General features: G+C 53.9%; 24 protein-coding genes and 1 pseudogene. 9 read left to right on the top strand and 16 right to left on the bottom strand.

Annotated features, from left to right (window positions below; all coding sequences use genetic code 11):
- The first annotated feature begins 43 nt into the window (after nt 1–43).
- Entirely contained in the window at nt 44–823 is a 780-nt protein-coding gene (locus tag V7028_RS02255; RefSeq protein WP_334118484.1) for a sterol desaturase family protein, read from the top strand.
- A 10-nt stretch (nt 824–833) separates the two neighbouring features.
- Here the strand turns inward: V7028_RS02255 and V7028_RS02250 are convergent, their stop codons facing one another.
- The 3 genes from V7028_RS02250 to merR form a co-directional block, all read right to left on the bottom strand.
- A complete protein-coding gene (locus tag V7028_RS02250) occupies nt 834–1,103 on the bottom strand; it encodes a thioredoxin family protein (protein WP_334118483.1) in 270 nt (89 codons plus the stop codon).
- A 5-nt stretch (nt 1,104–1,108) separates the two neighbouring features.
- Entirely contained in the window at nt 1,109–1,729 is a 621-nt protein-coding gene (locus V7028_RS02245; protein ID WP_334118482.1) for a cation transporter, read from the bottom strand.
- Nucleotides 1,730–1,809: 80 nt separating this feature from the next.
- On the bottom strand, nt 1,810–2,217 hold the full coding sequence (merR, locus tag V7028_RS02240; RefSeq protein WP_334118481.1) for an Hg(II)-responsive transcriptional regulator: 408 nt from the start codon (nt 2,215–2,217) through the stop codon (nt 1,810–1,812).
- A 69-nt stretch (nt 2,218–2,286) separates the two neighbouring features.
- Between merR and V7028_RS02235 the strand changes: the two genes are divergently transcribed.
- Together V7028_RS02235 and V7028_RS02230 are read left to right on the top strand one after the other, a co-directional pair.
- A complete protein-coding gene (locus V7028_RS02235) occupies nt 2,287–2,601 on the top strand; it encodes a mercuric transporter MerT family protein (RefSeq protein WP_334118480.1) in 315 nt (104 codons plus the stop codon).
- Nucleotides 2,602–2,619: 18 nt separating this feature from the next.
- Nucleotides 2,620–2,829, top strand: coding sequence for a GDCCVxC domain-containing (seleno)protein (locus V7028_RS02230; RefSeq protein WP_334118479.1), 210 nt, complete (start codon nt 2,620–2,622; stop codon nt 2,827–2,829).
- Nucleotides 2,830–3,058: 229 nt separating this feature from the next.
- On the opposite strand, the gene V7028_RS02225 is transcribed toward V7028_RS02230, so the two are convergent.
- Genes V7028_RS02225 through V7028_RS02215 form a run of 3 tightly spaced genes read right to left on the bottom strand, consistent with a single transcriptional unit; the run spans nt 3,059 to nt 6,800 of the window.
- Nucleotides 3,059–3,526, bottom strand: a complete 468-nt coding sequence (locus tag V7028_RS02225) for a MerR family transcriptional regulator (RefSeq protein ID WP_334118478.1) — start codon at nt 3,524–3,526, stop codon at nt 3,059–3,061.
- A gap of 60 nt (nt 3,527–3,586) precedes the next feature.
- Complete coding sequence (locus V7028_RS02220) at nt 3,587–4,891, bottom strand: DsbA family protein (protein ID WP_334118477.1); 1,305 nt, start codon at nt 4,889–4,891, stop codon at nt 3,587–3,589.
- A 34-nt stretch (nt 4,892–4,925) separates the two neighbouring features.
- A complete protein-coding gene (locus tag V7028_RS02215) occupies nt 4,926–6,800 on the bottom strand; it encodes a B12-binding domain-containing radical SAM protein (protein WP_334118600.1) in 1,875 nt (624 codons plus the stop codon).
- 143 nt (nt 6,801–6,943) lie between these two features.
- On the opposite strand from V7028_RS02215, the gene V7028_RS02210 reads away from it, so the two are divergent.
- Nucleotides 6,944–7,588, top strand: a complete 645-nt coding sequence (locus tag V7028_RS02210) for a trimeric intracellular cation channel family protein (RefSeq protein WP_334118476.1) — start codon at nt 6,944–6,946, stop codon at nt 7,586–7,588.
- Nucleotides 7,589–7,600: 12 nt separating this feature from the next.
- Here the strand turns inward: V7028_RS02210 and V7028_RS02205 are convergent.
- From V7028_RS02205 to V7028_RS02190, 4 genes and pseudogenes are all read right to left on the bottom strand, one after another.
- Nucleotides 7,601–7,740: pseudogene (locus tag V7028_RS02205) on the bottom strand (flavodoxin family protein); the annotation flags it as partial.
- Nucleotides 7,728–9,071, bottom strand: coding sequence for a type II toxin-antitoxin system HipA family toxin (locus V7028_RS02200; RefSeq protein WP_334118475.1), 1,344 nt, complete (start codon nt 9,069–9,071; stop codon nt 7,728–7,730). The gene V7028_RS02200 and the pseudogene V7028_RS02205, both read right to left, overlap by 13 nt.
- A 1-nt stretch (nt 9,072) precedes the next feature.
- A complete protein-coding gene (locus tag V7028_RS02195; protein ID WP_334118474.1) occupies nt 9,073–9,330 on the bottom strand; it encodes an XRE family transcriptional regulator in 258 nt (85 codons plus the stop codon).
- Between the two features lie 73 nt (nt 9,331–9,403).
- Nucleotides 9,404–10,231: a type 1 glutamine amidotransferase domain-containing protein gene (locus V7028_RS02190; protein ID WP_334118473.1), complete on the bottom strand. Its 828-nt coding sequence runs from the start codon at nt 10,229–10,231 to the stop codon at nt 9,404–9,406.
- 117 nt (nt 10,232–10,348) lie between these two features.
- Between V7028_RS02190 and V7028_RS02185 the strand changes: the two genes are divergently transcribed.
- From V7028_RS02185 to V7028_RS02175, 3 genes are all read left to right on the top strand, one after another.
- Nucleotides 10,349–12,298 carry a DUF1302 domain-containing protein gene (locus V7028_RS02185; RefSeq protein ID WP_334118472.1) on the top strand — a complete coding sequence of 650 codons (1,950 nt, stop codon included), beginning with the start codon at nt 10,349–10,351 and terminating at the stop codon, nt 12,296–12,298.
- Nucleotides 12,299–12,586: 288 nt separating this feature from the next.
- The gene (locus V7028_RS02180) at nt 12,587–13,045 is read left to right on the top strand and encodes a mobile mystery protein A (protein WP_334118471.1); all 459 of its coding nucleotides are present in this window, start codon (nt 12,587–12,589) and stop codon (nt 13,043–13,045) included.
- Nucleotides 13,045–13,644: a mobile mystery protein B gene (locus V7028_RS02175; RefSeq protein ID WP_334118470.1), complete on the top strand. Its 600-nt coding sequence runs from the start codon at nt 13,045–13,047 to the stop codon at nt 13,642–13,644. Before V7028_RS02180 ends, V7028_RS02175 begins: the two co-directional genes overlap by 1 nt.
- Before the next feature lie 83 nt (nt 13,645–13,727).
- Here V7028_RS02175 and V7028_RS02170 read toward each other — a convergent pair whose 3' ends face one another.
- Complete coding sequence (locus tag V7028_RS02170; RefSeq protein ID WP_334118469.1) at nt 13,728–14,120, bottom strand: lysozyme inhibitor LprI family protein; 393 nt, start codon at nt 14,118–14,120, stop codon at nt 13,728–13,730.
- Nucleotides 14,121–14,283: 163 nt separating this feature from the next.
- On the opposite strand from V7028_RS02170, the gene V7028_RS02165 reads away from it, so the two are divergent.
- Nucleotides 14,284–14,883, top strand: coding sequence for an alternative oxidase (locus tag V7028_RS02165; RefSeq protein ID WP_334118468.1), 600 nt, complete (start codon nt 14,284–14,286; stop codon nt 14,881–14,883).
- A 65-nt stretch (nt 14,884–14,948) separates the two neighbouring features.
- On the opposite strand, the gene V7028_RS02160 is transcribed toward V7028_RS02165, so the two are convergent.
- Nucleotides 14,949–15,275 (bottom strand): hypothetical protein, encoded by a 327-nt coding sequence (locus V7028_RS02160; RefSeq protein ID WP_334118467.1) that lies wholly within the window; start codon nt 15,273–15,275, stop codon nt 14,949–14,951.
- Between the two features lie 101 nt (nt 15,276–15,376).
- On the bottom strand, nt 15,377–15,922 hold the full coding sequence (locus tag V7028_RS02155) for an NUDIX hydrolase (RefSeq protein ID WP_334118466.1): 546 nt from the start codon (nt 15,920–15,922) through the stop codon (nt 15,377–15,379).
- Nucleotides 15,923–16,033: 111 nt separating this feature from the next.
- On the opposite strand from V7028_RS02155, the gene V7028_RS02150 reads away from it, so the two are divergent.
- On the top strand, nt 16,034–17,254 hold the full coding sequence (locus tag V7028_RS02150) for a cation:proton antiporter (RefSeq protein ID WP_334118465.1): 1,221 nt from the start codon (nt 16,034–16,036) through the stop codon (nt 17,252–17,254).
- A 14-nt stretch (nt 17,255–17,268) separates the two neighbouring features.
- Here the strand turns inward: V7028_RS02150 and V7028_RS02145 are convergent, their stop codons facing one another.
- From V7028_RS02145 to zwf, 3 genes are read right to left on the bottom strand one after another with little or no spacing between them, the layout of a single operon-like run.
- Complete coding sequence (locus V7028_RS02145) at nt 17,269–18,048, bottom strand: FRG domain-containing protein (RefSeq protein WP_334118599.1); 780 nt, start codon at nt 18,046–18,048, stop codon at nt 17,269–17,271.
- 44 nt (nt 18,049–18,092) lie between these two features.
- Nucleotides 18,093–20,837: a phosphoenolpyruvate carboxylase gene (ppc, locus tag V7028_RS02140; RefSeq protein ID WP_334118464.1), complete on the bottom strand. Its 2,745-nt coding sequence runs from the start codon at nt 20,835–20,837 to the stop codon at nt 18,093–18,095.
- Nucleotides 20,834–22,327 (bottom strand): glucose-6-phosphate dehydrogenase, encoded by a 1,494-nt coding sequence (gene zwf / locus V7028_RS02135; RefSeq protein WP_334118463.1) that lies wholly within the window; start codon nt 22,325–22,327, stop codon nt 20,834–20,836. Before zwf ends, ppc begins: the two co-directional genes overlap by 4 nt.
- Between the last annotated feature and the right edge of the window lie 58 nt (nt 22,328–22,385).

The raw sequence follows: 22,385 nt of genomic DNA, 5'->3' as shown, positions 1-22,385 counted from the left end.
TTCTTTTGTATGTATGATTACACAATCATATATTGGATTAGACATGTCTGAATTCATCGTTCGATTGATTTCCTTTGCAGGCATCTTTGTGCTGGTGGGCTTTCTGGAGTGGAAGTATCCGTTTCGGCAACTGGCTTGCCGCAAGGGATTTCGCTGGCTCAACAACATGGGGCTGGTGGTGGTCGATTCACTGGCGCTGCGCATTGTGCTGCCGGTGCTGGCCGTGGGTGTGGCAGAACATGTGTATTCCCAGCAAGGTGGTTTGCTTGGCTGGCTGAACATGCCCTTGTGGCTGGCCGCACCCCTTGGTTTTCTGCTTCTGGATTTGGCAATTTATGCACAGCACTGGGCTTCGCACAATGTTCCGCTGCTGTGGCGGCTTCACCGCATGCACCATGCCGATCTGGATTTCGACGTGTCCACGGCACTGCGCTTTCATCCCATTGAAATTGTGGGCTCCATGGTCTACAAAATTGCGCTGGTATGGGCCTTGGGCATTCACCCGGTCGTGGTGCTGGTGTTTGAAATCGTGCTCAATGGCACGGCCTTGTTCAACCATGCGAATTTTTCAATTCCAGCGCGGCTGGAACGGGTGATGCGCTGGTTCGTGGTTACACCCGACATGCATCGGGTTCACCACTCCATTCGCCCTGAGGAAACAAATTCCAATTACGGCTTTAACTTTCCCTGGTGGGATCGCCTGTTTGGCACCTACGTGGCACAACCCAAATCCAACCCGCAAACCATGCCCATTGGCATTGAACTGTTTCGAACCGAATCTGATTCGGCCTTGCACAAGCTGCTGATTCAGCCATTCAAGTAACAACGCCTTTTTAAAGGCGAACCAGCAAGCGCAGCAACTGGTCTGCATCGGGTTCGATACTGCCGGAGAACACCACCCGCCCGTCGGTGGTTTCTACATGCAGCGTTGGAAACGATTCAATGTCAACCTTGTCTTCCCATTCCGGAAAGTCTTCGATGTCGACCCAATGCGCCTGGACCGATCCCAGCGTTTGCACGGCTTCATTGAATGGAATTTCAAAGGCACGGCACACACCGCACCATTCTGCGCACAACAAATACACATGGTGGCTTGTCGACATAAATTCTATGGCCTGATTTCCGAACGCGCCTGCCTGATCACGCTGACCGAGGACGACAAACCCAGTGAAGCCATCAGGGCCGCCACCAGCAGGTCGGGCCAGGCAGCCTGCGTAAAGCCCACCATCACAGCAGCGCACAACACGGCAATGTTGCCAATGGCGTCGTTTCGGCTGCACAACCACACTGAACGCATATTGGAATCGCCATTGCGGTAGCGGTATTGAATTGCAGCCACCCCCACATTCACGGCCAGCGCCAGCACGGCAACCACACCCATGGTGGTGTACGCCGGCACATCACCCTGAAACGCCGCATACAGCGCAAAACCCAGCACACCCACACCGTACAGGCCCATGCACACGCCCTTGAGAAGGGCCGCTTTGGCGCGGGTTTGAATGGCCATGCCCAGCACAAACAGCGACAAGGCGTAGTTAGCCGCATCGCCACCGAAATCGAGTGAATCGGCCAACAGGGACACAGAACCTGCGGTCCAGCTTGCACCAATTTCCAGAAAAAACATGGCTGCATTCGCGATCAACGCGATCCACAACACTTTGCGAAAACCGGGATCAACTGCGGTGGATTTGGCGGCCTCGTCAGCGGGGCAGTGGTTACAACCGGGCATGGAACTTCCTTGATCAGTACATAAAAATTGATGGGGTGCAAACACTGTATTAGAAACCCTGACAGTGTGGCAAGGTCAAGCTATTCATCGCTTACCAATGCATCAATAATGGGGCAACTGGTCGATTCGTCCGTTGTATCGCATCGCGCCACCAGTTGCAGCAAGGTATTCTGCATTTTTACCAAGTCGTTGATTCGTGCACCAATGGATTCCAGCTTGCTTTCAGCCAGAACCTGCGTTTCACGGCAGGAACTTGCGTTGCCCAGCGCCAGCAGTTCAGCCACCTCCGCCAAGGTAAAACCCAAGGCTTGGGCGCGTTTGATAAACCGGATCTGCTTGATGTCCCCGGCACCATATTTGCGAACCCCCTGCAGGGGTTTGGCAGGCTGTGCCAACATGCCCACGCGTTGGTAGTAGCGAATGGTTTCCACGTTCACGCCCGCTGCCTGGGCCAACCCGCCAATGCTCAATGTGTGTTTCTGGATCATGCCTGTTGACTCCGTACTTGGGTACGGCTTTCACAATACCATCTTCACACTGCATTCAGAGAAATCAACATGAAACCACTTCAAAATACCGGCACCCTGATCGCCAGCGCACTGGCGGCATTCGGGGCTTCCATTTGTTGCCTTGGCCCGCTTTTGCTACTGGCCGCAGGCGTAGGGGGCAGTTCGTCGCTGGGCATGGTCGCTGCCCTGGAACCCTATCGACCCGTTTTCATCGCCATCACGCTCGGCTTGCTGGCGCTGGCCTATTACAAAATGTTCTGGCGCAAAGCGGATTGCGAAAGTTGCAGTCGTGGCCAAAAACTGGTGTTCTGGGTCATTGCCGTGCTTTCACTGCTCATGCTGGCCGTGCCATGGTTCATGTAAAAACAGGGGGAAAGTGCCATGACTGATGTTGTACTTGAATCGATTCTGACCTGCCCAAGCTGCGGCGCAAGCAGCCCGTGCATCATGCCCACCGACGCATGCCAGTTTTTTTTCCAGTGTGGGCACTGCAGTGCGTTGTTGAAGCCCAAGCCGGGCGATTGCTGTGTTTTTTGCTCGTACGGATCGGTGAAATGCCCGCCCATTCAGCAAAACAAATCGTGTTGTTAGGGCAACAAGCCCTGCACAATAACTGCATCAAAAACCGGGCCCGAAAGGGCCCGGTGCTTTTACCGCATTATGCGCAAAGCGGGCATGCCGCCAGGGCCACAGTCACCAGGCCAAACACACCAACGGCAGCAGCGAACAATTTAACTTTCATCAAAAAATCTCCTTGAAAAGCATGTGGGAACATTCCCGAATTTCATAATGCGTGTTCCAGCCACTGGAAGGTCAAGCGCTATTTTTCAGCCTTGTTGCTTGCAGGCAAAATGTAGTCTGCAATCAAAAACTCGCCTTCCGGTTCATCGGGGTTTTGGGCCAGTCTGGATGCAATCGTCGCATTGTTCGCCCGAATGTCGATCAACTTCTTTTCCAGCTCGTGAAGGCTTTGCTTCAGTTGCCGAACTTCGACAAGTTTGCGTTCAAGCAACTCGTCCACTTTGGTTCTGGAACCACAACCGCAGGCGGGGCCCTGGTCGTAATAATCAAGCACAGACTGGATTTCCTTGATCGAAAAATCCAGTTCGCGAGCCTTTTTGACGAAATCAAGCCTGGACAGGTCTTCCTGCCCGAACACACGGTTCTTGCCGGTGGAGAACCACGATTCGGAATCGGCCCGCTTCGGGGCAATCAAGCCTTGATCTTCATAGAATCGAATGGTCTTGGGGTTCAAGCCAAGTCGCTTGGCAACATCACTGATTTTCATGGCATTCAAGCTTGGGGCGTGTAAAGGTTATTGATACCCCAAAAACGCACATTGGGCAAATCAGGCGGATTGTGCGCACAGGGCATTGTGTACTGCCCAAAGGCGGTCTTGCCCCCACAGCACGGCCTTGCCCACCTTGAACGAGGGCACGCCCCACAGCCCGTGGGCAAACAGTTCTTCGCGGTTGGTTTGTGCGGTGTCCCACCAGGTGTCATCTTGCAGTGCAGCTTGCGCGCCATTCCAGGGCAAGCCAGCCCGTTCCACAATTTTTCTCAAACCTTTGTCGCTGCCGGCATCAATGCCTTCGGCCCACACGCCCTGCATGAAGGCCAGCACAAATTCTTGCCCCTTGCCGTGTTGTTCGGCAAACGGAACCAAGGCCAAGCCGCGCTCGGTGGGCTTGCCCACGGGGTCGTTCAAACGCCCGAACGGAACGCCCCGCACATGGGCTTCACGAGCGGTGTCATGAACAATGTATTCGCGTTTTACCTTGGGAACGGGCAAGCCCCGCATCACCATGGGCAACACGAAACGCAAGTTTATTGTTGCACCCGTCAGGCGGCCCAGTTCGAAAATGCGCGGGGCCACAATGGCGGAATAGGGGCTTCGGAATGAGAAGAAAAAATCAATGGCAGGCGGCTTGTCAATTGGCTTGATTTGTTTCAAGCCATCGTCAGCCGGGAACAGCAAACCAATGGCACCGCTGCGTTGTGCACCCAGTTCCTGAAGGCGTTGCTCCAGGTGGTACAGGCGATCAATGCCCCAATACCACTCGCCTTCGTAGTACAGCATGCCGCCCAAATAGTGCCCCAGTTTTTCACGCAGGGCGTCGGCTTGCGCAATGTGCGCCTGCACGGCGTGGCTGGAAACCGGCTTCAAGGCGTTGCACTGCTCTGGCCAGGGCTGGCTGTCATCAGTGGCCCACAACCACTGCCCAACCGCGCTTGCAAGTTCTGCAAATTGCCCGGCTTCAACAGCCGCCACCATGGCATGGGTGGCCTCTAGGCAGTGTTCCGTGTCCGGCTGTTTTTTCTGGTCGATGAAATTCAAACCATGGCGTTGCGCAAGCAAGGCGGCATCCACGCGGCTGAACGCCACCAGCTTGTCGCGTTCAGGTGCGGCTGAATTGGGGGGCGGGCTGACCACATGCGGCGTCAGTTCAATGTTGTATCGGGACAGCAAACGCGGTAGCGCCTGTGCCACCAGGTGGCTGTAGGGGTCGTCGATTTGGTGAAAGTAGTGAACCTGGTGCGGGCGGCCAGACGCCAGCCTGTTTCGTTCCGCTTCTGCCCGCTTGGCCAGCAAGGTGCTGCGCGCAAATCGGTGCTGGGTGATCATGGGCATCAGCAGGGTTTTCAAGCTCATTGTGGGCGCCTTTGAATTTTACATGCTGTCAATATTAATCTGTTTTGACTGCTTTTCCATACAAGGCTTGTTCAATAAAGTTTTTTTGCACCGTGGGGCGGGGCACCTTTTGATCAAACCAGCTGCGCACGTTTTGATCAAGCCCAATGCCGTGCATGTAGTTGTACAGTGCGCGGTTTAGCCCTTCACCCAATGCGGCGTGGTCTACACCCGTGGGGTCGACAAAGCCAATGTCGTTTTTCGCAAAAGTGCCGGGCGGCATGGGCAACAGCTCAATGCCGTATTCTTCGGGGTTCTTGCCCACGGGCGAATGCACGGTGCAGGCAAAGCGGTGAAAGTAACCCGATTGAATGCAACCGGCCGCGAACAACTGGCGCACGTATTCCAGGGCATCGACCGTGTCTTGCACGGTTTGGGTAGGGAAACCGTACATTAAATACGCGTGCACCAGCACACCCGCATCGGTAAAGCCCTTCGTAACCCGCGCCACTTGTTCTACTGAAACGCCCTTCTTCATCAAATTCAACAGGCGATCAGATGCCACTTCAAGCCCGCCGCTGATGGCAATGCAGCCACTGTCGGCCAGCAACTGGCACAGCTCGGGCGTGAAGGATTTTTCAAACCGTATGTTGCCCCACCAGGAAATGGACACATTGCGTTCAATCAACTCCAGCGCCAATGCTTTTAAGGCTTTGGGCGGTGCGGCTTCGTCCACAAAATGAAAGCCGGTTTGGCCGGTCTCATTCACGATGGTTTCAATGCGGTTCACAAGCTCCGTGGCTGTGGCGTTTTCGTAGCGGGAAATGTAGTCGAGCGACACATCGCAAAAGCTGCATTTTTTCCAATAACAACCATGCGCAACGGTCAGCTTGTTCCACCGCCCATCACTCCACAGGCGGTGCATGGGGTTCAGCATGTCGAGCAGGCTGAGGTAGCTGTGCAGGGGCAGGCCGTCCCAGGTGGGGGTGCCCACATCGCCAAACGGCACATCCGGTTCAGCCCAGTTGGTGTATTGAACCGTTCCTTGCGCATTGCGTGTGAAGGTGCGCACCAAACGTTGGGGCCCGCGCTTGCCTTGCAGGTGTTCAACCATGCACAACAGGGGGCGTTCGCCGGAATCGAGGGTGACAAAGTCGACGAAGTCGAACAAACGGGGCTCGGCCAGTTCACGCAATTCGGTGTTCACGTAACCACCACCCAGTGCAATTTTTACATCAGGGTTTTCGGCCTTGATGGCCTGCGCCATGCGCAAGGCCGCGTACACCGCGCCGGGAAAGGGCACGGACAGCAACACCAGTTGCGGCTGCTGGCGTTTGAATTCTTCCAGTGTTAATTCCACCAGAATGTCATCGATCACGGTGAAAGGCTGTTGCAGGGCATTGGCCAGCGGATCAAAACTGGGCTGGCTGCCAGCCAGCGATTCAGCGTAGCGCACAAACTCGAAGCGTTCATCCACCGCATCGGCAATGACATCGGCCAAGTCGTTCAAATACAGCGTGGCCAAATGGCGGGCTTTGTCTTGCGCGCCCAGTGCGCCAAATGCCCAGGCCAGTGGGTCGCCACCTTCATCGTCCACATACACATCGAGCGTTTCGAACCGCGGGCCTTCGGGCAGAAAACTGCGGCCGTTGATGCGGTGGGCCAGCGTTGAATCGCCACCCTGCAAAAAGCGGATGGTGGGCGCAATGGTGGCGCGGTAACGGCTGAACTGGTCCATGAACAGGGCCACGCGTTCGGTCACTTCCTCGTGCTGCTCTATTTCCGCCGCAATTCTATCCAGCCCATCGGGTGAAAACAATTTCAGCACCAAGCCCAGCGCAATGTCGGCCTGCACGGCATCAATGCCCTGCTTGCGCAGAAAGCCGGTGATGTAGGCGGTCGATGGATAGGGCGTGTTGAGCTGCGTCATCGGCGGGATGAAGGACAACACACGGAAAGCAGTGGACACAATGAACTCTCTAGCGAAACGTGGCTAGATTCTACACCGGGTGGAAAAATCAAACCCGAAAAAGCGGCTGGTAATACAATGGAGCGCACCCCCATGGAGCCAACATGCCAAACCTGAACCCCGGCGAACTGAGCCAGAACATACAACTGGGCATTGAAGTGGTGGCCACGCTGGCCTTCGCGCTCAGCGGCATTCTGGTGGGCGCGCGCAAACGGCTGGATGCGGTGGGCGTGTGCGTGGTGGCCTTTCTGGCTGCGTTTGGCGGCGGCACGCTGCGCGATTTGCTGCTCGATGTGCGGCCCTTTTTCTGGGTGAAATACATTGAATTGCTGTGGGCCGTGTTTGTGCTGTGCATTGCGGCCATGCTGTTTATGCGGCAGCGGCATTTTCATTTCACTGAAAAAGCCATTTTGTGGCCCGATACCTTGGGGCTGGGCCTGTTCACCGCTGCAGGCGTGTTTGCAGCCATTCAGGCGGGCATGCCCAGTTTGGTGGCCGTGTTCATGGGCGTAATTACCGGTGTGTTTGGCGGTGTGCTGCGCGACATTGTGTGCAATGAAATTCCGCAGGCCTTTCAAGACCACCGCCCCTATGCCATTTGCGCCTTCTTCGGTGGTTGGGCCTACATTGGCCTGCGTGAACTGGGCAACCCCGCGTATGTGAACCTGCTGGGTTGCGTGATCATCACGGTAGGCCTGCGCGCATTTGCGGTTTGGAAAGATGTGCGGCTTCCGGAATGGAGAAGCTAAATTGTTCGCGGGCTAAAATAAGCCCATGGCCAAACCACTGGCAAATGCAGCGCCCAATTCATGGCAACGCTGCAAATCGGCCTTGCTGATTGTTTTCGGGGCCAAAAATTTTCAGGCGTTTGTGCGTGAGTGCACACAATCATCGGCTTGGCATGGCCTTCAGTTTTTTCGCGGCTTTTTCCAAGCCACCCAACACGGTTTGGGCAACGTGGCTGGAAAATCCCTCTGGCAGTTGCTTGATAACACTTTCGATGACCACCGGTGTACGCGCCAGCAAATCTTCAATCAATGGTTCCACATGGTCTGCGTAACCCAGTTGTTGAGCTGTGCTGTTGAAATGACGCCGAACAATTGCATGCATGCTGTAATGCCTGTTCTTTCCGAGCAAGGCCATGGACAATTTTAGCTGCTGAGGGGCCCACTGATTGGGACCATTGCCCAATACCGGGTAGGCAGACATGACATCGTACAAAGGTGCCAAACGGAATCGCCCACGCGGCAGCAGTTGAATACTGAAATTCTTTGCATGCCCATCAGGTGCGCGGAGCATCCAAAAAAGAATCTGCGTCGCCATCAGGGTACGAAGATCGGCCGCCGAGTTCTCGGATTGCCGAAGGGTATTGAACAATACTTTTAATCCAGGGCCACCATCGCTTTCGTATTTAAGAATTGAGGGGACACCAGTCACCTGGCAAAAGTCTTCTTGGGGCAAACGCATGATCCATTCACCGCTCGGTGTAATCTTCCTGTCAAATCGCTCGACCGACAGAACACGCTGGGTTCCAAATGTTTCAATCGCCACATTCGCAACAGGCAAACCATAGGCTTTCAGCAAATTCATGCACAACCATTCGTTGTCCACCGAGGTTGTGAAGTCGGCCTGCTGCCCACCCATTAGGCCCAATGGCAATTTCAGTATGTGCGTGGTGGGGGTTGAACCTTGCGGCACATGCCATTTGCCATTCCATCGCAACAACGCCGTTTTCTCTTGAGCTCCTGCAATCGAAATCCGCAAGTCAGTATGGGTATTGATGTTTTTACCAAAACCGGCAGGCGATACCGTGTCAATCAAAAGACGTTCAATGTCTTTTTTGGTCACGGGTTTACCTTGCACGCCCTCGATGTTCTCGGGTTCCTCGTGCTCACCCAACAGTTGAACAGCCCCTACGCAATCGCGACCAATCGCTTTAAGCAGATCGAACACATCCAGTGAACCTGTCTTGAATCGTTCAGCAACCCTTTTGCGAATTGCTTCACTGTCGGGCAGTAAATTGTCAAAGTAATTTAAAACCTTGTCGCCCTTGATTGGCAAGTTCTGAATGTTGAACGGCAAAGACAAGGACAAGGGTCTTCCAAGCTCAGAAGCTTGCCAACCAGGGTCGTACTGAAGCTGCATGTCGCCACGAGTGGGGATTGTCCACAACCCCACGCGCTGGCCATTGGACCAGATCGACAAACTTTGACTATGTGATTTGCGGCCCATGTCACCAATCCGTCGAAGTTTGTTCGGTACCGGATCCTCGCAGCCCGACAGAAAGCTCCAAACCCAACACAGCACACCAGTTCATTAACTGGGCAAAGCTAAGTTCTTCGGGATGCATCTCAAGATGGGATACACGAGATTGACTTAGCCCCAACTTACTCGACAGCCGGGCTTGTGACCATTTTTTTGCTTTGCGGGAAGCTTGCAAAATTTGCCCGAGCTGAGAACTTGTGGTGAGAATATGATTTTGCTTGTGCATTCCACAATACCTGAATTACGAATAAATTAAATTTATTTGATTTTCAAGTAAATTGCAATTATTTGTTATTCAACTAACCAGTTTTCACAATACTCATCATGCGGTGCGCAACCTCGGCACCGTCGTTTTGATTCTGACCGGTGACAAACTGACCGTCTTGCACCACCTTGCTGGCAAAAATATCTCGCAAGCGAGTCATCGATTCATACACCACGCCACGCTTGCGCAATTCGGTCTCTGGGTGCAGGGGGGTTAAAGTCACCTTCAGCTCCTGGAGTTGCTTGTTGGTCACTGCGGTCAGGCGTTTGCCCACAATGGCTAACTCACCTTGCGTGTTTTTCACCTGAATCAAACCCAAAGGACCGTGACAGACCCCGCCCAACACCTTGCCCGCCTGGTAAGCCACAGACAACTTTTCGCCCAACACGGCGGATTGCCCCAAGTCATAGGCTGCACCCCAACCACCCGCCAGAAAAAACAGGTCGTAATCTTGCGGGTTAAAGTCGCGCACCGGCATGCTGTGCTGCAACTTGGCCTGAAAGTCCGGGTCTTTCAAGAAGCGCTGGTCCTCGGGTGTGGCCAAGGGCCATTTCACCGAAATAGGCTCAATGGGCACCACACCGCCCTGGATGCTGGCCACATCCACCTGCATGCCTGAATCCAGAAACGCATAATACGGCACAGTCATTTCCGAGGCGAACACCCCTGTTTTTTTGCCCGTGTCGCCCAACACACCGTGGCTGGTCGTGATCACCAAGGCTCGACACCCCGCCATGGCCTTGGGCGGAAAATGGCGTTGGGGGTGCAAGCCCAAGGCGCCCAACAAGTTCGGCAAAAAGCGGTACACCAGCGCCGCGAGCGAAAAAACCAACACCAGCGAAACAATCAGTTTGAGCAACATGGGGACCTCGATTCAAGGGGGTGAAAGTGCACGATCAGTAGGACTTTAATTAAAAGTTTACACTATGTCAATTTTATGATTATCATGCTAAAAAACCGCCCCATCAGGAGACACAGCATGAAAGCGAACCTTGCAGTACTGGCAGCATGTTTGTTGTGCAGCGCTCAAACCCATTCGGCAGGCGACTTTGTAGGCCCCGCTGGCACACGAGGGCGCTGGGCCATGGAAATGACTGTGGGTTCGTCCATACGGCTTGAAAACGCGCATGCATCGCTGGTCGGCATTGGCAACGGCGGCACCGCCGCCAGCAACACCGTTGACGATGGCAACCTGAACTACGCCAAAGGCGACGTGTTCAGCAGCGTGGCCAAAGCAGTGGGTGAACTGGAACTAACCAAGGACCACGTGGGTGCGTTCGTGCGCGCCAAGGTCTATTCAGACTTTCAAGCACCCAACAAAGGCGTGGCCCACGGTTCGTCCAAAAACGCCTATGTTCGCGGCCAGGAGCCCATCGATTCAGGCTTTCCGGACGGCAGCCGTTTTGAAGACATTCAACTGCTCGACGCCTTTGGTTTTGCCAGCTTCCAGCCCATGGACAAATCACTGACCATCAAATTTGGACGGCAAGTGGTGACCTGGGGCGAAGCCCTGTTTGTACTGGGGGGCGTGAACCAGTATTCCAACTTCGATGTGGTCGCCCTTCGTCGGCCCGGCGCCCAATTGAAAGAAGTTTTTCTGCCAATTCCCCAAGTGTACGCCAACCTTCAGGCCACACAAAGCCTGTCGATCGAAGCCTTTGCGCAGTTGAATCACGAGAAAGTAGTGATTGATGGCTGTGGCACTCTGTTCTCACCCGCCGATCTGCTTAACTGCGGTAATTCCGGTTCTGGGCTCAACCCCGGTGCGCTGGCACTGGGCGGCACTGGCACCTTCATCAATTTCAGCCGTTACACAGATCGCCAAACGCTAACCGGGGGCGGCGATGCGCGGGTTGAAACAGCCGATGGCACCGACCTAGGCCCGGCCTCGACCCTGTTGGGCCTGGCCGCATCCACCGTCAATTTCAAAATGGACGAGGTAGCTGAGCGCCGCCCCAGCGACAAAGGCCAAATCGGCCTGGCTGCCCGCTTTTTCGCGGCAGAACTGGGCACTGAATTCGGCGTGTACGCCGTGAATTACCACCAGCGCATTCCCAACCTCAGCCTTGTGAACCACCCCACCAACAACAGCAATTCAATTTTTTCAGGGCAAGGCACTGGCGCCCTGTTTCAAATCCCGGGGCTCAGTTACTTCTTTGACTGGGGTGCCGAGGACATTCAGGTGCTTGGCTTTTCAGCAGCCACCGAACTGGCTGGTTGGTCCTTGTTTGGCGAGGTCAGTTACACCAAAGATTACCCAGTGCCTTACAACACGCCCGACCTAATCAAAGGTGCTGCCACGGGCACCGGCCCACTTTCGCAATACCGGGCACAAGCCAATAATGGTGAGCTTGGTACCGTGGTACTTGCAGGCTCCAAGCCACTGGACAAAATCCAGATGCAAGTGTCCACCATTAAGTTATTTCCAAGGCGCCTGGGCGCATCGGCCATTGCACTGGTCGGTGAAATTGGCGCACAAATATGGAAAGACATTGGCGACCCATTCACAGGCGAACGCTTCGGGCGCTCCCCTGTTTTCGGGGCGGCCTCGCATGCCACGTACAACAATGGCCAGTGCAACCTGGGCGTGAATGCTTCAGCCAACCTGGATCCCCGTTATTGCGCAGTGGACGGCTTTGCCACCGAAACCGCCGCAGGCTATCGTTTACTGGCGGTGTTCCAGTACCCCGATTTACTGGCCGGAATCAACTTTTCACCACGTGCATTCATTGCCCATGATTTCATGGGCACCTCGGCCGATGGAGTTTTTCTGGAAAACCGAATCAACCTGGGCCTTGGTTTGAAAGGCGAAATCAAGTCAGGCAAATACTTCGCGGACTTAAGCCTAAGCCTTTATGACGACAAGGCCTTTTACGACCCACTGAAGGACAAAGATTTCATGTCGTTCGTGCTGGGTGCCAACCTTTGAAGTGCTTTGGTTTGCGTCAATGGTAATACCCCCTATGCAGCCGAACATCTCATGAAAGAACAGCGCGCTGCTGCTGGGTTATTGAAGCCTAGCGAAACGTCAGATCCTATTTGAACGCCAAGCGATGCCATTCCAAAGATAAACTATCTGGCATACGCGCATTTATATTATCCCTGCAGGGTGTATATCTATAAATATCTTTAGCCTTTTGGGGATAATTAACAATTGATATTTTAGCCCCGTAGGGATACTATGCCCAATAGTAAATTGCCTCATGGGGATAAGTTTATGGACAAGTCCTATCGCTGGCTGCAACTTCGGCAAGCCGACGAGCAACTGAAACCGCTGCTGAAGCAGCGCCATCCACCGCGTCCATCTAATGGCTGGATACAAACTATCCGCGAAGCCCTTGGTATGACAGCGGTGGCACTGGCACGCCGATTGAATGTGAGAAGCAGCACCGTGCACAAGCTTGAGAAAAGTGAAGCGGACGACAGTATTTCGCTGGCTTCTTTGCGTAAAGTGGCCGAGGCACTGAACTGCGAGCTGCACTACGCGCTGGTGCCGCGGACCCCACTTGAAACAAGGCTTAGGGAGCAGGCCAAGTTGGTAGCCCAAAGGAACCTCCTGCCGGTTAGCCACACAATGGCCCTTGAGGACCAGTCCGTAACGCGCAAGGAACAGCAGGTGCAATTGGAGCTACTGGCAAAAGAATTGCTGGACGCCAACTGGCGCGAACTTTGGTGATGGCTAGATTGGAAATTATGTACCTGCCCGGGCAAACCCCGCTTGATCCAGACGAAAAAGCAGGGTTGAAACCCAAACACATCTCAACGCAGGGCGAGCTCAATGCTTGGGAGCAGCTCAACATCACCAAGGGTGTTCAATGGGCGCAGCGCCAACTGAAAAAGGATATCCTGGACGACTTGTTTTTGCGTGAGCTTCACAAGCGCATGCTCGGCAACACCTGGACTTGGGCTGGCACGTATCGGAAGAGCGACAAAAATATCGGCTGCGACTGGCGCCAGGTACCCGTGCGCGTCCGGAACCTGCTCGAAGACACAAAGTATCAGATAAAACATGCTGTGACAGAACCGGATGAGTTGGCCATTCGGTTTCACCACAGGCTGGTTCTCATTCACCCATTCCCCAACGGGAATGGTAGGCACTCCCGGTTTATCACAGACCTGTTGCTACAGAAGATGGGACTAAAGCCATTTTCATGGGGGAGTGGGGGTTACGCGTCCCTTGTGAGCCATAACGAACTTCGCGCTGCTTACCTGACCGCACTTCGCACTGCCGATCAAGGCGAAATCGCGCCCCTTCTCGCGTTTGCACGCAAATAATTTACCCTCGTAACCATATCGAACATAGATGAACGGACTGTGATAACCGCTCCTGGCCAAGGTAAACGGGGGGCCAGCAAGCCTCACCGCGTACTCCCCGTACACACATCACCCTCTACCACGGGCTCAAGCCACTGGCGCAATGTTGCAATTCGTTCTTGAGTTAAGCCAAGCCGACTAACACACTGGCACATCGGCAGCACCGATCCATAATCGAACAAATTTGCAGAAGGAAACTGCATGACCAATTCAGCATCCACATATTCCCTCCACTGTTTCTGACTTTTATTCATTGCTTCCAGAAATACCAAATCATTGCGCTTTTTCTGTTGAATTTTCGAAAACACATCATCCATTTCGGCTTTCGCGCTTTTCAGCAGGGCACAGAAATCTTCATCTGTTGTGCTGCTTGCTGACGACAGCACAGGCATGCCTATCAGGCCTATCAGGCAGAGCTTAAACATTAATTTATTCATGAACCCTCCCATCAAAATCGCTAGTATGCAAATTCCATAGATGAAGGCAAAAATGAGGTCCTGTCTGAATTTAACTGAGGCTAGCCTACCCTCCCCAACAGGCGTAGACTCATTCAACGCCAAACGGATCTGCGCAGTCACCGCATCACATGGAGTAGTACACATGGAACCAACCCCCAAGGACTTCTCAGACAAATTCGCAAAATCACTCACCATGTTCTTTCGCTGGTTTGCAGACACATTCTTTGCCAAACGCTACGGAAACCGGGCAGTGGTGTTGGAAACGGTGGCCGGGGTGCCTGGCATGGTCGCCGGCATGTGGATTCACCTGAAAAGCTTGCGGAAAATGCAAACCGGCTATGGGCCCAAAATACGAACCCTGCTGGAAGAAGCTGAAAACGAGCGCATGCACTTGATGATCTTCATTGAAATTGCAAAACCAAGCACAATGGAACGCTTGCTGGTTCTGTTTGCACAGCTGGTGTTCTGGCACTTCTACTTTGTGCTGTATGTTTTTTTCCCAAAAACCGCGCACCGAATGGTGGGGTACTTCGAGAACCAGGCCGTGATTAGTTATACCGAATACCTGGCGGAAATTGATTCGGGCAGAATTGAAAATTCAGTTGCGCCGAAAATTGCGATCGACTATTACAAACTACCGCCAGACGCCAAGCTACGCGATGTGGTGATTGCCGTTAGAAATGACGAACAAGGCCATGCTGATGTAAACCATGAAATTGCCGACAAACCAATATTGAATTAAGTCTGAACTACCGGGCATTACCCGGTAGTTGCCTTTCTCTACCCACCTTTAAACTGAATTTCTATTCAACCATCACTAGTGTGCAACGGATCATTTGGGTCAGAAGGAACGTCGGCATACTCCATACACCCAAAACTCAAACAACACAATCCAAGGGAAACGCCCCCAGAAATACCTCCGGCCAAACCGCTCACCGCATTCCCAAGCGTGGCGGTTACAACACACAAACCTACCCCACCGAGCACCAGGCTACACGCGCTAATATTCGCAGCGGCTCGCCGCAATGGAGAAGCTTTAAATTCAGCGAGTTGGAGATCGTAATTCGCATCATCCGACATGCTTTGAGGCTGCGGAGCAGTTACAGCATTGCTTGCAGTGGAGTCGATATTCATGATTGTTTCCCTTAATTGGTGAAGGAAGCACTGGGTAACAACTCCGCTACTTTTGTTCCATTGAATCACCTGCACTTTTTCTTTACCAAACGCTCACCACATCAACCCGTATGTGCCACCCAAAACGCCCCAATTATTGTTTTCACATCCGTCACCTCCCCAGCCTTGATCTGCTGCATCAGCTCGGCAGGTTCCACCAACACCACGTCCAGAAATTCGTTGTGGTCCAACTGCCTTTCTTGCAGGGTTAAACCACGCGCCACATACAGTTCAATTTTCTCGGTGGAATATGAAATGACCGGGTGAATGGTGGTGAGGTATTCCAGTGTTTGCGCCACATAGCCAGTTTCCTCCAGCAGTTCACGGTGGGCCGTGGCCACAGGGTCTTCGCCAGTGTCAATTTTGCCCGCGGGAAACTCCAGAAACACACGGTGCAGGGGGTAACGAAACTGCCGTTCCATCACAAAGCGGCCATCGTCCAGTATGGGAACAACGGCTACTGCCCCGGGGTGCACGGTGTATTCACGCACCGACTCCTCGCCGTTGGGAAGGCGCACCGTGTCCTGGTTTACCTTCATCAAATGGCCATCGAACACACGTGTGCTGGTGATACAGGTTTCTTCGAGATGCTTCTCTGAATTGGACATAAATGCAACATAAAATGAATCAACCCGCACATTTGAACACATTGAACTTACGCCGTTAACCTTTGCCTTGCCGGTGGTAAACTCAATCGCCATTCTTTTGTAAATTCCCCTATGTCACTGCTTTCCAGCCTGCTCTTGCTTATTGTGGTTGCCCGCTTGTTCGGGCGGCTGTTTGCACGCTATAACCAGCCCGAAATGATCGGTGAAATCATGGCTGGCGTGTTGCTTGGCCCCGCCATTTTGGGTTTGATCGCGCCAAACGACGGGTTGGCTGGCGTCACTGAACTGGCCGTGTTCCTGATCATTCTGAATGCGGGTCTGGAAATGCGATTCTCCGACATTTTCGGGGCCATGAAAGGCCGTGGCCTGATTCTCGCCGTGCTCAGCTTCTTCATTCCCTTCCTTGGCGGTTTGATGATTGCTGCGGCTTTTGGCCAAGACCTGATGCGAATGATTTTCCTGGGCCTGTGCATCTCGATCACCGCGCTGCCGGTGGCTGTCAAATTGATGGAAAACCTGGGCATTCTGCACACCCCGATTGCAAAGTTTTCCCTGGCCACTGCCGTGGTTAACGACGTGGTCGCCCTTTTCATTCTGGGCATTGTGTTGAACCTGCCCAAAACAATGACACTGGCCGATGCAAGCAGTGCCGTGGGCATTGCCACCCTCAAACTGCTTGCGCTGGGCCTGGTGGTGGTGGGGCTAAACCAGTTGCTCAACTGGCTTGAAAAACGCAATGTGAATGTGCAGGCTTTTCCTGAATCAATGATCCGCGTGTTCGGCCCGGAAGCCCTGTTCGGTATCGTGATCGTGTTTGTGCTGGTGTTTGGCACCATCAGTGAAGCGCTGGGGTTTCACTTTGTCATTGGCGCGTTTTTTGGTGCCTTGTTTCTGGACAAAAAACACTTCATCGCATCGCGCTACAAAGACCTGCACGGCACGCTGGGCTCGATCACCAACGGGTTTCTGGCCCCCATTTTCTTTGCTTACCTGGGGCTGGAACTGCAACTGATCAGCCTAAGCAACTGGGAATTCCCGCTGATCGTGATTCTGGTTTCCATTGTCACGAAACTTTTTGCCGGCTGGCTGGGCGGCCGAATTATCGGGATGCAGCACCGCGAAGCACTGGGCCTGGGCGCAGTATTGAATGGCCGGGGCGTGATGGAACTGGTTGTGGCAGGCATCGCCTACCAGAATGGTTTCATCGGCCCCACCATGTTCTCAACCCTGGTGTTGATGGGCATTGTGACCACCTTCCTTACGCCACTTTTCTTCAAGCAGGTTTACCGGGGCAACAAGCTTGAAGAATACCGGCAGGAAAGCCGGAGCTAAGTTCACTGAATGGCTCACGGAATTTTGTTTGCCGCGATCAAATGCCCCGGCCAGGTAATTTCAAGCTCGTAGGAAATGGAGCGGGACAAACCATCCAGATCCGGGAACAGCGTGGCGTGGGTAATGTTCATGCGGTACAACGCCAACATGGCTTCCTTGCGAATGCTGGCAGGCAAAATAAACTTGCGTATCATCGCCGGGCCGGTTTCGTAGTGCTGAATAATTTCATCAATCGGTTTGTCCAGCACACCGGGCACCACGAAGGTACCCGATTGCGCCACCAGCCGCCGGTCCATTTGGTCGGGTTCGCCCACCCACATGATGTCGTTGGCGTTCGTCGCAAAATAACGCTCGAAGTTGCCCTCGATCCGCGGGTCGATCATGTCGCGGTGCAGGGTGGCATTGTTGATTGGCGTGGCCATCCACAGGCGTGGCGTGTCCAGTGCAAACACCGCTGAATTTTTAACTGCCCTTTCCAATGCAAAAAATGCAGCCACAAAAGGCGACTTTGTGAAGTCGAGCATGCGCGTGGGCGCGCCGTGATGCTGCATCAGCGCAAGGCAGCGAATGTCGTCGTCCAGCACACTGGCGTCGGGCAAATAGTTGTGTGCTTTGCGGCGAAAAATGCGAAAGGCACGTTCTTCGCGCAAACGCCAGGACGACTTATCAGGCACGTAGTTTTGCAAATAGCGCGACAGCGAACTCAGCAAGGGCCAGTCTGCATCCTGCAAGCCACGAAAAGCCCAACCATCGCATTCGGTGCTTAGGGCAACAAACTCATTCCAGTCGGCAATGTGTATGGTTTCCAGAATTGACTCCTTGAATTTGGTCGCCGTTTTTACCCGCTATTCCTCAACCCCGTGGCAATGCCGTTAATCGACAAATGCACGCCGCGCGCCACGCGTTCATCCAGTTCGCCTTGGCGGTGCCTGCGCAGCAACTCCACCTGCACATGATTCAGTGGGTCCACGTACGGGAAGCGCGCCTGTATGGATCGTTTCAGCAAGGGGTTGTCAGAAAGTAACTCTTCCTGCCCAGTCAACCACAACAGCCCTTCCACCGCGCGCGCATGCTCGGCTGCAATGCGGCCAAACACTTTGTCGCGCAGTGCCGCATCTTCCACCATGGCAGCATAGCGCGACGCAATCGCCATGTCGGCCTTGGCCAGCACCATGTTCAATGTGGACAGCATGGTGTTAAAGAATGGCCATTGTTTGGCCATGGCTTGAAGATCAAGCAATTCGGCTTCATTCAAACTTTCACGCAATGTGGCCACTGCCGTGCCAAAGCCGTACCAACCCGGCAGCATCACGCGGCTTTGTGCCCAACTAAACACCCAGGGAATGGCGCGCAAATCCTCAATGATCCAGTTCGCTTTGCGCGAAGCAGGGCGGCTGCCAATGTTCAGGCTGGCAATCTCGGAAATGACCGTGGACTGTTTAAAGTACTCCAGAAAACCGTCGGTGTTGTACACCAAATTGCGATAGGCATTGAACGCATGGCTCGATAACCTCGCCATCAATTCCAGGTACCTGGCAGGCACTTCGCGTGTTAGCTCAGTGTGTTCGGACACCATCAGGTTGGCCGACACCAGCACTTCCAGGTTGCGCCTGCCCAGCGATTCAATGCCGTACTTGGCGGCAATCACTTCGCCCTGTTCAGTCAGGCGAATACGCCCATCCACCGCGCCGGGAGGCTGGCCGAGAATGGCGTGGTAACTGGAACCACCGCCACGGCCCACCGAACCACCACGGCCATGGAACAGACGCATTTTAATGCCGTGTTTGGCGAACACTTCCACCAGCCCAATTTCAGCCTGATACAGGCTCCAGCCCGAGGTTACAAAGCCGCCGTCCTTGTTGCTGTCCGAATAACCCAGCATCACTTCTTGCACATGCCCGCGTGATGCCACCAAGGCACGGTATTCCTCCATGCCAAACAACTGGTCCATGATTGCAGGGGCGGCCTGCAAGTCTTCAATGGTTTCAAACAGCGGCACAATGTTCACCGCCAACTCGCCCTTGGCCACATTCAGCAAATGCGCCTCTTTCAACAACACCGCCAGTTCAAGCAAATCACTGACCGACGCTGTTTTGGAAATAATGCAATTTTGAATGGCTGACGCACCCAACACCTGATGCGCCAGTTTGGCTTTGCGAAAAATCGCCATTTCCGAATGCGTGCGATCAACGTACTGAAGCGAATCGCTGAACAACAAGCGCGGTGTTCGAAGTTCGTCGCACAACAATTCAATTCGAACCGGCTCTTCACAGGCCAGGTAATCGGTTTGCCCCAAGGTGGATTGCTTGAGCAAATCAGCGACCACCTCTTCAAACACATCACTGTTTTGCCGCAAATCCAAGGCCATCAGCGAAAAACCAAACACTTTCACTTTGCGGGCCAACAAGGCCAGTCGCCCCTCGGCAATGCGTTGCATGCCGTTCTCGCTCAAGGCATTGAACAGGGTATTCAAATCGGCAAGCAATTCGGCAGGGCTTGCGTAGGCCTGCGCAACGCATTCGCCATTGGCGGCCTGTTGCAAGGTGGCTTGAATTCGGTTGCGAATCGCCACACAGGCACGGCGCAGGGTCTCGTCCAGGCGGTGTGCGGAATCCTCGCCCGAAGTATTGGCCAGCGCAGTTAAGGGTGGGTTGGGCTTCAAGAAATAATCGGTCACGCTGAATTCGCGAATCAGGCAATTCACTTCACTCAGATAATGCTCCAGCACTTTGCGGCTTTGAATTTTCAGGGTGGTGTCCAGTACCTGTGCCGTTACAAAAGGGTTGCCATCGCGGTCGCCACCAATCCATGAACCCACGGTGAGTACTTTGCCCAAGGGGTCTTCATGCACCGGCAAAAAATTATCCGTGCTGGGCAAATTCAACAGGCTTTGCAGCTTGCGGTAAACCTGCGGCACCTGGGCAAAAAACGTGGAATCGAAATAAGCCAGCGCGTTGTTCACTTCGTCAATCACACTCAACTTGTTTCGGCGCAGCAAGCGGGTTTGAAACAAGCGCTGCACGGCTGCTTTCAGTTCATCACGCCACGCATTGCTTTCTTCAAGCGTTAACTGAATTTCATCGCGGTGGCGAATCAGCGCGATGATGCTTTGCTGCGCATCCAGCACGCTTTTGCGCTGCACCTCGGTGGGGTGCGCAGTCAACACCGGCACCGATTCCGTTTGCTTCAGGCGTGCAAGCACCGCGCTGCGGTTCACGCCCACGCGCTGCAATTCGGCAACGGTGTAATCCAGGCTGGCTTCGCGCGGTGGCATGCCAGCCAGTTCATGCTGTCGGTTGCGGCGAATCAAATGGCAATCTTCTGCAATATTGCTCAACATCGAGAAAATCGAGAACGAGCGAATCAGCGAAATGGTTTCGTCTTGCGACAAAGCCTCAAGCCGCGCTTCCAGTTCGGTGCGCGCCGCATTGTCATCAAACCGGCGGTACTTCACCGACAACTGGCGCACTTCCTCAATGGCCGTGAACACCGGCAAACCCTGTTGCTCCGCAATAATTTCGCCCAACAAGGCACCCAACAGGCGAATGTCTTCGCGCAGTTGGGAATCTTTGTCATCAATCACAACCCGTCCTCCGACCACAAGGCACCAGCCCGCAAAGCCATGGCTGTGGCCGACGAGGGGCCATAAGTGCCGCTGGTGTAAGGCGCTGGTTCCATGCCGTGGCTTTTCAAGTCATTCAGTATACGGTCTACGAATTGCCACTGGGTTTGTACCTCGTCGCGACGCAAAAACAAACCCAGGCGGCCACGCAAAATGTCGGTGATCAAACGCTCGTAAGCATCGCGCACCGGAATGCGCCAAGTGTTGAAAAAATCCAGGTCCAGCGAAACAGGCTTCAAGCGCTCACGTTCACCCGGTGTTTTGGCCAACAGTTTCAATTCAAGCTTGTCTTCGGGTTGCAGGTGAATCACCAACTGGTTGCCCACCCACTGGCCGCCCACCGGCTCAAACAAAGGCTTGGGCACATCGCGAAACTGAATCACGATTTCCGCAAAACGACGCGGCATGCGTTTGCCCGTGCGCACCAAAAACGGCACGCCGGCCCAACGCCAGGTTTGTACTTCCGTGCGAAACGACACATACGTTTCCGTGGTGGAATTGGCAGCCACACCTTTTTCATTTCGGTACTTGGGCACGGGTTGGCCTTTCACATAGCCCTCGCCGTACTGGCCCACCACAATTTCCGGAACGCCTGTAATTTGGGGCACTTTCAGTGAACGCAGCACCTTCAGTTTTTCATCGCGCAGTGAATTGGCTTCAAGGCTGACTGGTGGCTCCATCGCCACAATGGCCAGCAACTGCAAAATGTGGCTTTGAACCATGTCGCGCAGCGCACCGGCATGCTCATAAAAACCGGCACGGTCTTCCACACCCAAATCTTCAGCCACGGTAATTTGTACGTGGGCCACATGTTCGCGGGTTAGCAGGGGCTCAAATATCCGGTTGCCCAAACGCAGGGCCAGCATGTTTTGCACGGCCTGTTTGCCCAGGTAGTGGTCAATGCGGTACACCTGCGATTCATCCAGTTTATCGGCCACCGCTTCTTCAATTTTTGCCGATTCTTTTGCATTGAAACCCAGTGGCTTTTCCAATACAAGGCGCAGCTTTTCCGGGTCGCGCACTTCATCCAGGCAATTGATCAAATCAATAAACCGGGAAGAAGGCAGGGCCGCATAATGCACCACAGGTTCAGGGCCGCCAGCCACGGCTTCGCGCAAGGCCTGGGCAGCCTCGGGTTCACCCAAGGTAAGCTGGCAGGTGCTTAAGTAAGGCTGGAGAGCTGGCAGCGATTTGCGTGCCGCCTCATCGCCCGCCTTCAACAGAAATTCATCCACACCGGCCAAGGCTTCGTCAGCGGTTTGGTTTTCGCGCTGAACAAACACCACGCGTGACTCCGGTGCAAAGTAGCCTGACAAAGCCAGGTGTGCCAACGCCGGAATGATTTTGCGCTTGGCCAAATCACCACTCGCACCGTGCAACACAAAAGTGAAACCACCCACAGGGTAGGGCGTTTGATCCGATTGCGCGCTTTGGTTTTCTTGACTCAACATGATGTCTCCGCTGATTCAGCTTTGAAGAAATTAGATTACATTTATTGCTTCTTTTGTG

Source organism: Limnobacter sp. (assembly GCF_036846585.1).
Taxonomy (GTDB): Bacteria; Pseudomonadota; Gammaproteobacteria; order Burkholderiales; family Burkholderiaceae_B; genus Limnobacter.
Note: the sequence above shows the minus strand (reverse complement) of the source record. Positions and strands in the feature narration are given on the sequence as shown.

Bases quoted from the DNA above. Each gene is read 5' to 3' on its own strand.
- V7028_RS02255 (WP_334118484.1), top strand. From the start codon at position 44: ATGTCTGAATTCATCGTTCGATTGATTTCCTTTGCAGGCATCTTTGTG.
- V7028_RS02250 (WP_334118483.1), bottom strand. From the start codon at position 1,103: ATGTCGACAAGCCACCATGTGTATTTGTTGTGCGCAGAATGGTGCGGT.
- V7028_RS02245 (WP_334118482.1), bottom strand. From the start codon at position 1,729: ATGCCCGGTTGTAACCACTGCCCCGCTGACGAGGCCGCCAAATCCACC.
- merR (WP_334118481.1), bottom strand. From the start codon at position 2,217: ATGATCCAGAAACACACATTGAGCATTGGCGGGTTGGCCCAGGCAGCG.
- V7028_RS02235 (WP_334118480.1), top strand. From the start codon at position 2,287: ATGAAACCACTTCAAAATACCGGCACCCTGATCGCCAGCGCACTGGCG.
- V7028_RS02230 (WP_334118479.1), top strand. From the start codon at position 2,620: ATGACTGATGTTGTACTTGAATCGATTCTGACCTGCCCAAGCTGCGGC.
- V7028_RS02225 (WP_334118478.1), bottom strand. From the start codon at position 3,526: ATGAAAATCAGTGATGTTGCCAAGCGACTTGGCTTGAACCCCAAGACC.
- V7028_RS02220 (WP_334118477.1), bottom strand. From the start codon at position 4,891: ATGAGCTTGAAAACCCTGCTGATGCCCATGATCACCCAGCACCGATTT.
- V7028_RS02215 (WP_334118600.1), bottom strand. From the start codon at position 6,800: ATGACGCAGCTCAACACGCCCTATCCATCGACCGCCTACATCACCGGC.
- V7028_RS02210 (WP_334118476.1), top strand. From the start codon at position 6,944: ATGCCAAACCTGAACCCCGGCGAACTGAGCCAGAACATACAACTGGGC.
- V7028_RS02200 (WP_334118475.1), bottom strand. From the start codon at position 9,071: ATGGGCCGCAAATCACATAGTCAAAGTTTGTCGATCTGGTCCAATGGC.
- V7028_RS02195 (WP_334118474.1), bottom strand. From the start codon at position 9,330: ATGCACAAGCAAAATCATATTCTCACCACAAGTTCTCAGCTCGGGCAA.
- V7028_RS02190 (WP_334118473.1), bottom strand. From the start codon at position 10,231: ATGTTGCTCAAACTGATTGTTTCGCTGGTGTTGGTTTTTTCGCTCGCG.
- V7028_RS02185 (WP_334118472.1), top strand. From the start codon at position 10,349: ATGAAAGCGAACCTTGCAGTACTGGCAGCATGTTTGTTGTGCAGCGCT.
- V7028_RS02180 (WP_334118471.1), top strand. From the start codon at position 12,587: ATGGACAAGTCCTATCGCTGGCTGCAACTTCGGCAAGCCGACGAGCAA.
- V7028_RS02175 (WP_334118470.1), top strand. From the start codon at position 13,045: ATGGCTAGATTGGAAATTATGTACCTGCCCGGGCAAACCCCGCTTGAT.
- V7028_RS02170 (WP_334118469.1), bottom strand. From the start codon at position 14,120: ATGAATAAATTAATGTTTAAGCTCTGCCTGATAGGCCTGATAGGCATG.
- V7028_RS02165 (WP_334118468.1), top strand. From the start codon at position 14,284: ATGGAACCAACCCCCAAGGACTTCTCAGACAAATTCGCAAAATCACTC.
- V7028_RS02160 (WP_334118467.1), bottom strand. From the start codon at position 15,275: ATGAATATCGACTCCACTGCAAGCAATGCTGTAACTGCTCCGCAGCCT.
- V7028_RS02155 (WP_334118466.1), bottom strand. From the start codon at position 15,922: ATGTCCAATTCAGAGAAGCATCTCGAAGAAACCTGTATCACCAGCACA.
- V7028_RS02150 (WP_334118465.1), top strand. From the start codon at position 16,034: ATGTCACTGCTTTCCAGCCTGCTCTTGCTTATTGTGGTTGCCCGCTTG.
- zwf (WP_334118463.1), bottom strand. From the start codon at position 22,327: ATGTTGAGTCAAGAAAACCAAAGCGCGCAATCGGATCAAACGCCCTAC.